Origin of the sequence: Polaromonas sp., assembly GCF_012927415.1 — a bacterium.
Taxonomy (GTDB): Bacteria; Pseudomonadota; Gammaproteobacteria; order Burkholderiales; family Burkholderiaceae_C; genus Polaromonas.
Map to the genome: position 1 here is coordinate 1 of NZ_JABBPF010000135.1, position 7,171 is coordinate 7,171.

4 protein-coding genes are annotated in these 7,171 nt (G+C 61.4%); 2 read left to right on the plus strand and 2 right to left on the minus strand.

Annotated elements, in window-relative coordinates; genetic code table 11:
* Together HHJ19_RS12110 and murI are read left to right on the plus strand one after the other, a co-directional pair.
* Positions 1 to 1,457: fumarate hydratase (locus HHJ19_RS12110; RefSeq protein WP_296907678.1), on the plus strand; the 1,457-nt coding region annotated here is incomplete at its 5' end.
* A gap of 27 nt (positions 1,458 to 1,484) precedes the next feature.
* On the plus strand, positions 1,485 to 2,297 hold the full coding sequence (gene murI / locus HHJ19_RS12115) for a glutamate racemase (protein ID WP_296907680.1): 813 nt from the start codon (positions 1,485 to 1,487) through the stop codon (positions 2,295 to 2,297).
* A gap of 251 nt (positions 2,298 to 2,548) precedes the next feature.
* On the opposite strand, the gene HHJ19_RS12120 is transcribed toward murI, so the two are convergent.
* Together HHJ19_RS12120 and HHJ19_RS12125 are read right to left on the minus strand one after the other, a co-directional pair.
* The gene (locus HHJ19_RS12120; protein WP_296907683.1) at positions 2,549 to 4,012 is read right to left on the minus strand and encodes an efflux transporter outer membrane subunit; all 1,464 of its coding nucleotides are present in this window, start codon (positions 4,010 to 4,012) and stop codon (positions 2,549 to 2,551) included.
* A complete protein-coding gene (locus HHJ19_RS12125) occupies positions 4,005 to 7,169 on the minus strand; it encodes an efflux RND transporter permease subunit (RefSeq protein ID WP_296907686.1) in 3,165 nt (1,054 codons plus the stop codon). Before HHJ19_RS12125 ends, HHJ19_RS12120 begins: the two co-directional genes overlap by 8 nt.
* Positions 7,170 to 7,171 lie beyond the last annotated feature (2 nt).

Here is a 7,171-nt window from a genome sequence, read left to right on the forward strand (position 1 = left end):
ACGAGCGCGAGCAAAGCCCAGCCGCCAAGGATGCCATTGCGCAGATCCTGACCAACAGCAAGATGAGCGCGACCGGGCACCGCCCGATCTGCCAGGACACCGGCATCGTCAACGTGTTCCTGAAAGTCGGCATGGATGTGCGCTGGGACGGCTTCACCGGCAGCATTGACGACGCCATCAACGAAGGCGTCCGGCAAGGCTACAACCACCCCGACAACACGCTGCGCGCCTCGGTCGTCGCCGATCCGCAGTTCGACCGCAAGAACACCAAGGACAACACGCCGGCCGTGATCTTCACTGAAATCGTTCCCGGCAACACGATGGAAGTCACCGTCGCGGCCAAGGGCGGCGGAAGCGAAAACAAGAGCAAGATGGCCATGCTCAACCCCGGCGACTCGGTGGTCGATTGGGTGCTCAAGACCGTGCCGACCATGGGCGCCGGCTGGTGCCCGCCCGGCATGCTCGGCATCGGCATTGGCGGCACCGCCGAAAAAGCCATGCTGATGGCCAAGGAAAGCCTGATGGACGACCTGGACATGTACGAGTTGCAGGCCAAGTCGTCCGCCGCTGAAACGGGCGGTGAAGCGCTAACCAAGGTCGAGGCGCTGCGCCTGGAACTGTTTGAAAAGGTCAATGCGCTGGGCATCGGCGCGCAAGGCCTGGGTGGACTGACCACCGTGCTCGACGTCAAGATCAAGCTGTACCCGACGCACGCCGCCAGCAAGCCGATCGCCATGATTCCAAACTGCGCCGCCACGCGCCATGCGCATTTCGTGCTGGATGGCAGCGGCCCGGTCTATCTCACGCCGCCGTCGCTCGACACCTGGCCTGATGTGAACTGGACGCCTGATTACGTCAAGAGCAAGAAGGTCGACCTCAACACTTTGACCCGTGAAGAAGTCGCCAGCTGGACGCCGGGCCAGACCTTGCTGCTCAACGGCAAGATGCTGACCGGCCGCGACGCCGCGCACAAGCGCATTGCCGACATGCTGGCCAAGGGCGAAAAGCTGCCGGTCGATTTCACCAACCGGGTGATTTACTACGTCGGCCCGGTCGATTCGGTCAAGGGCGAAGCGGTCGGCCCAGCCGGCCCGACGACGGCGACCCGCATGGACGGCTTCACCGAGATGATGCTGGCGCAGACCGGGCTGATCTCGATGGTCGGCAAGGCCGAGCGCGGCCCGGTCGCGATTGAAGCCATCAAGAAGCACAAGAGCGCCTATCTGATGGCGGTCGGCGGCGCGGCCTATCTGGTGTCCAAGGCCATCAAGCATGCCGAGGTCGTCGGCTTTGCTGATCTGGGCATGGAAGCGATTTACGAATTCGACGTGGTCGACATGCCGGTCACCGTAGCGGTGAATTCTGGCGGCACCAGCGCCCATATCACCGGCCCGGCCGAGTGGCAGAAAAGGATTGCGACGGGCGAATTCAAGGATATTGCCGTCATCAATGCCTGAAAACCGCCATCAGGCAAGCCGTCGCTGATGGACCGCGCCATCGGGGTATTTGACAGCGGCATCGGCGGCCTGAGCGTTTTGAAAGCGCTGCGTGCCGAGTTGCCGCACGAGCACTTCATCTATGTCGCCGACAGCGGCCATGCGCCCTACGGTGAGCGCGGTGTTGCGCATGTACGGACCCGCTCGCGCGCCATCGTTCAATACCTGGTCAGCCAGAACGTCAAGGCGCTGGTGATGGCCTGCAACACGGCCACGGCCGCCGCGATTCATCTGTTGCGCGCCGAGCATGCCGGCTTGGCGCTGATCGGGGTAGAACCCGCCTTGAAGCCAGCCGCCCTGATCAGCCAGACTGGGCGCATCGGCGTCATGGCGACACGCAGCACCCTGGCGAGCGCCAAATTCAGGGCGCTGCTTGATTCCCAGGCAGGCCAGGCGACCTTCGTGTTACAGCCCTGCGATGGGCTGGCACACGCCATCGAGCACAGCGCGGAAACCGGTGAAATGTCAAAAATCATAGCAATGTGCGCCCGATACACAAGTGCAATGGGCAATTTTGGCCCTGAAAAAGACAAAAGCGACACGCTGGTGCTGGGCTGCACCCATTACCCGTTCGCCAGAAAACACCTTTGCGCCTTGCTTGGCCCGGGCGTCACACTGGTTGACAACGGCGCAGCGGTAGCGTTGCAGACGCGGCGACTGTTGCAAATCAGGTCGCCGACCGGGCCGGAGCATTCGCCCGGTCAGATCAGCCTGTTCACCACCGGACCGGCCCAAACGCTGCAGGTGGCCGCGAGGCGCTGGCTGGGACTGCCGGGCCCGGTCGGCTTGCTCTCGTTTTAAGGGCTGGCAGCGCCTTTGACAATCGCTCTACGGACTGATTTGGCCAATTGTTTTTGCAACTGGCGCGAGCAAAGACCCAAACCCATGGCAGCCGCAACGCAAAGCCGGTGCCGGCTTGCGCCAGCTGCCGGTCGGTATCGCACAGCGCTATCATTTCAATAGCTATCTATGCCGATAAAACCTGGACATCCTGCCCAAATCATTCATTTTCATAAAAACCCAGCGGCTGGCGGCTGCTTACCCGCATGCACTTACGGTTTCGACGCGCTTGCTGCATTCACGGCCGGCACGTCATCAACCGGTTCTTTCCAGCCGCCGCCCAACGTTTTGTAGAGCGTGACCCGGCTTTGCAGCTGGGCCAGACGGGTTTGCACCACCGCCAGCTGCGCCGCGAACAAGGAGCGCTGGGCGTCGAGCAGATCGAGGTAACTCGCAATCCCGTTTTGGTAGCGCAGGTCGGACAACTTGAAACGCACCGCTTCGGCATTCGCCTGGGCCTGCTGCGATTGCAACTGATCAGCCAGCGTCGTCCGTGTCGCCAGCGCATCGGCCACTTCGCGGAAAGCCGTTTGAATGGATTTTTCGTACTGGGCGATGGCAATGTCGCGCCCGGCATTGGCCGAGTCGAGTCCGGCGATATTGCGTCCGGCATCAAAAATCGGCAGCAACAACTGCGGTGCCATAGTCCAGCCCCAGGAGCCGTTTTTCAACAGCTCGGACAAGCGGCTGCTGGCACTGCCCGCGCCCACAGTCAGCGATATCCTCGGAAAAAATGCGGCACGCGCCGCCCCAAGATTGGCGTTGGAAGCCAATAACAGTTGCTCGGCCTGACGGATGTCGGGCCGGTTGGTCAGCAACTCGGACGGCAAACCGGCCGGTACATCGATCATGGGCTGCGCTTGTGCCAGAGACACACTCTGCGCTGCGGCGGTGGGCAATTCGCCCACCAGCGGCTGACCGACCAGCAAGGTCAGCGCGTTTTCGTCGAGGGCGCGCTGGCGCTGCTGCTGCGCATAGGCCACCCGCGCCGCCTCCAGCAGCGATTCAGCCTGCCGATAGTCAAGCTCGGACGTGACGCCGTTGTCGAAGCGCAGCTTGCTCAGTCTGGTGGACTCCTGGCGCGTCACCAGCGTCTGGCGCGTGATGTCGAGCAGTTCCCCATCAGCGAGGACACTCAGGTAGGTGTTGGCTACCGCGGAAATCAAACTGATCTGCGCCGTCTTGCGGCCCTCCTCAGTGGCCAGGTACTGGTTCAGCGCGGCCTCCTTCAGGCTGCTGACGCGACCAAAAAAGTCCAGTTCATAAGCCGTGACGGCCAAACCCACGTTGTACTGGTTGGTTCCTCCACCGTTGGCGGCAGGCACGCGTGAGCCTGTGAACGCCGCGTTCACCGTCGGCAACTGGTCGGCCCGCCGAATCTGATACTGCGCCCTGGTCTGCTCGATACTGAGCACCGCCACGCGCAGATCACGGTTGTTGGCCAATGAAAGCCCGATCAGCCGTTTGAGTTTGGCGTCCGAAAAAAAATCCTGCCAGGCCACGCTGGAAGCGGATGTTGCGCCCGGCATCGCATTGGCGAGCGCGTCGTTGCCATATTCTGGATAGCTGGTCGCAATCGGTGCCAGGGGACGCTCGTAGCTGGGAATCATCGAGCAGCCGACCAGCAGCACCGCCGCACTCACTGCCAGCAGTTGGGGGAGCATTGTCTTATTCATGGGCCTTGCCTTCATTTTCTTGATGATCGTCTATGCCTGCCGCTTTGGCATGTTCGGCGTAAACCAGCCGCTGCCGCTCGCTGCCTTTGAAAAAGCCGCGAATCAAAACAAAGAAGATTGGCACAAAAAATACGGACAGCGCCGTGCCGGTAATCATTCCGCCTATCACCCCGGTACCAATCGCACGCTGGCTGGCGGAACTCGCGCCCGTGGCGATCGCCAGCGGCAGCACGCCCAGCATGAAGGCAAACGACGTCATCACGATGGGCCGAAAGCGAAGGTGCGCGGCGGTCAGCGCAGACTCGATCACGCCCTTGCCCTGCGCCTGCAAATCCTTGGCAAACTCGATAATCAGAATCGCGTTTTTCGCCGACAGGCCGATGATGGTGATCAGGCCGACCTGGAAGTACACATCATTGGAATAGCTGCGTAGCAAGGTCGCCAGCAATACGCCCAGCACACCCAGCGGCACCACCAGAATCACGGCCAGCGGAATCGACCAGCTTTCATACAACGCGGCAAGGGCCAGGAACACCGCCAGAATCGCAAAACCGTAAAGGATCAGGGCCTGCGAGCCGGCAAGCTTTTCCTCGCGCGACTGCCCGGTCCACTCATAACCAAAGCCTTGCGGCAACTGGGCGGCGAGTTTTTCCATTTCAACCATGGCCGCGCCAGTGCTAAAGCCCGGCGCCGCGCCACCGCTGATGCGCATGGCGGGGTAGCCGTTGTAGCGAACGGTTTGCATTGGGCCCTTGACCCAGCGCGTGGTCGCGAACGCAGACATCGGCACGGCTTGCCCCTGGTTATTGCTGGCATTGATTTTCAGCAGATCATCAGGCTGCATGCGGGCAGGGGCATCGGCTTGCACCACCACGCGCTGCAATCGTCCCTGATTGGGAAAGTCGTTGACGTAGCTCGAACCCAGAGATGTCGACAAGGCCGCGTTGACGGCATCAAAACTCACGCCCAGCGCATTGGCCTTGTCCCGGTCAATATCGATCTGCAACTGCGGAGCGTCTTCCAGACCATCGGGCCGGACCTGCGCCAGCATCGGGCTTTTCGCGGCCAGGCCCAGCAGCTGGTTGCGCGCTGCCAGCAACGCGTCTCCACCAGCCCCCGAGCGATCCTGCAAGCGGAAGGTAAAGCCGCTGGCAGAGCCCAACTCGGGAATCGGAGGAGGACTCAGCGGGAAAATGAACGCATCGCGAACCCCCGACAGCGCACCGAAAGCGCGTCCGGCGAGTGCATCCGCATGCTGGCCTGACTCCTTGCGATCAGACCAGTCCTTCAGCGTCACAAAGGCCAGCGCCGCATTTTGCCCCTGGCCCGAGAAGCTGTATCCCAGAACGCCAACCATGCCTTGCACTTCGGGTTGCTTGAGCATGAAGCCTTCGACCTGCTCCATCACGGAACGAGTGCGATCCAGCGTCGCGCCCGGCGGCAGCTGCACGTTAACCAGCAAGTTGCCCTGGTCTTCCGCCGGCAAAAAAGACGTTGGCAGGCGTGTGTAGACAAGCGCCACCACGCCGATGATGGCAGCATAAATAAGCAGGTAGCGCCCGGCACGCTTGAGCAGGCGCGCAACCAGACCTTCATAGCCCTTCGCGGTGCGCGAAAATCCGCGGTTGAACCAGCCAAAAAAACCGGTCTTCCCATGATGATGACCGGCTTCAACCGGTTTGAGCAGCGTGGCGCACAGCGCCGGCGTGAGCGACAGCGCCAGAAAGGCCGAAAAAGCAATCGAGGACACCATGACCGCAGAAAACTGGCGGTAAATATTGCCGACCGAACCAGCGAAAAATGCCAATGGAACAAACACCGATATCAGTACCACCGTGACGCCGATGATGGCGCCCGAAATCTGCCCCATCGCCTTGCGTGTCGCTTCTCGCGGCGGCAAGCCTTCCTCACTCATGATGCGCTCGACGTTTTCGACCACCACGATGGCATCGTCGACCACGATGCCAATCACCAGCACCATTCCGAACATGGTCAGCACGTTGATGGAAAAGCCCAGCGCCAGCAGCGCGGCGAAGGTCCCCAGCAGGGCAATTGGCACCACGATGGTCGGAATGATGGTGTAGCGCCAGTTCTGCAGGAACAGGAACATCACCAAAAACACCAGCACCACAGCCTCGATCAGCGTCTCGGTCACCTGGCGGATGGAGATGCTCACAAAACGCGAACTGTCGTACGGAATGGAGTAGCTCACGCCTTGGGGAAAATAAGGCTTGAGTTCCTCCATCTTGACACGCACCGCTTTGGCGGCGGCCAGCGAGTTGCCCGAGGGTGTGAGTTGCACGCCTATGCCGGTGGCTGGCTTGCCGTTAAGACGCGCCGAAGTCGCATAGGTCTGCGCGCCCAGTTCAATGCGCGCCACATCTTTCAGGCGTACCGCAGAGCCGTTTGTATTGGCACGCAGCACGACATTGCCAAACTGCTCCACGCCGGAGAGCTGGCCGTTGACAATCACGGTGGCCGCGGTGCCCTGCCCCGCCACATTGGGCAAGTCACCGATCGTGCCAGAGGAAATCTGCGCATTCTGAGCCCGAATGGCATTCGTCACATCGGATGCCGACAGGGCAAAGCCTGCCAGCTTGGCCGGGTCGATCCAGACGCGCATCGCGCGCTCGGTACCAAACAGTTGGGCCTGGCCAATACCCGGCAGGCGCTGGAGTTCCGGGATCACGTTGCGCGACGCATAGTCGCCCAGCGCGATCGGATCAATTGCCGGGTTGTCAGAGGAGAGCATGGTGAACAGCAGGAAGTTGGATCGCGACTTGTCGACCCGAACGCCCTGCTGAGTGACGGCCTGGGGCAAGCGTGGCGAGGCCCTTGAGAGTCGGTTTTGCACGTCCACCTGTGCCAGATCGGGATTGGTGCCCGTTTCGAAGCTCAGGGTGATGCTGCCGCTGCCGTTCGCCTGGGCCACCGATTCCATGTAGATCAGGCCCGGTGTGCCGTTCATCTCGCGCTCGATCACGCTGAGTACGCTGTCTTCGAGTGTCCGGGCGGACGCGCCAGGGTAACTGGCGGTCACGACAATTGCAGGTGGCGCCACCGGCGGATACTGGGCAATCGGCAGCTGCGTAATGGCCACGCTGCCCAGCACCAGAATAAACAAGGCAATCACCCATGCAAAAATCGGGCGATCAATAA

Bases quoted from the DNA above. Each gene is read 5' to 3' on its own strand.
- murI (WP_296907680.1), top strand. From the start codon at position 1,485: ATGGACCGCGCCATCGGGGTATTTGACAGCGGCATCGGCGGCCTGAGC.
- HHJ19_RS12120 (WP_296907683.1), bottom strand. From the start codon at position 4,012: ATGAATAAGACAATGCTCCCCCAACTGCTGGCAGTGAGTGCGGCGGTG.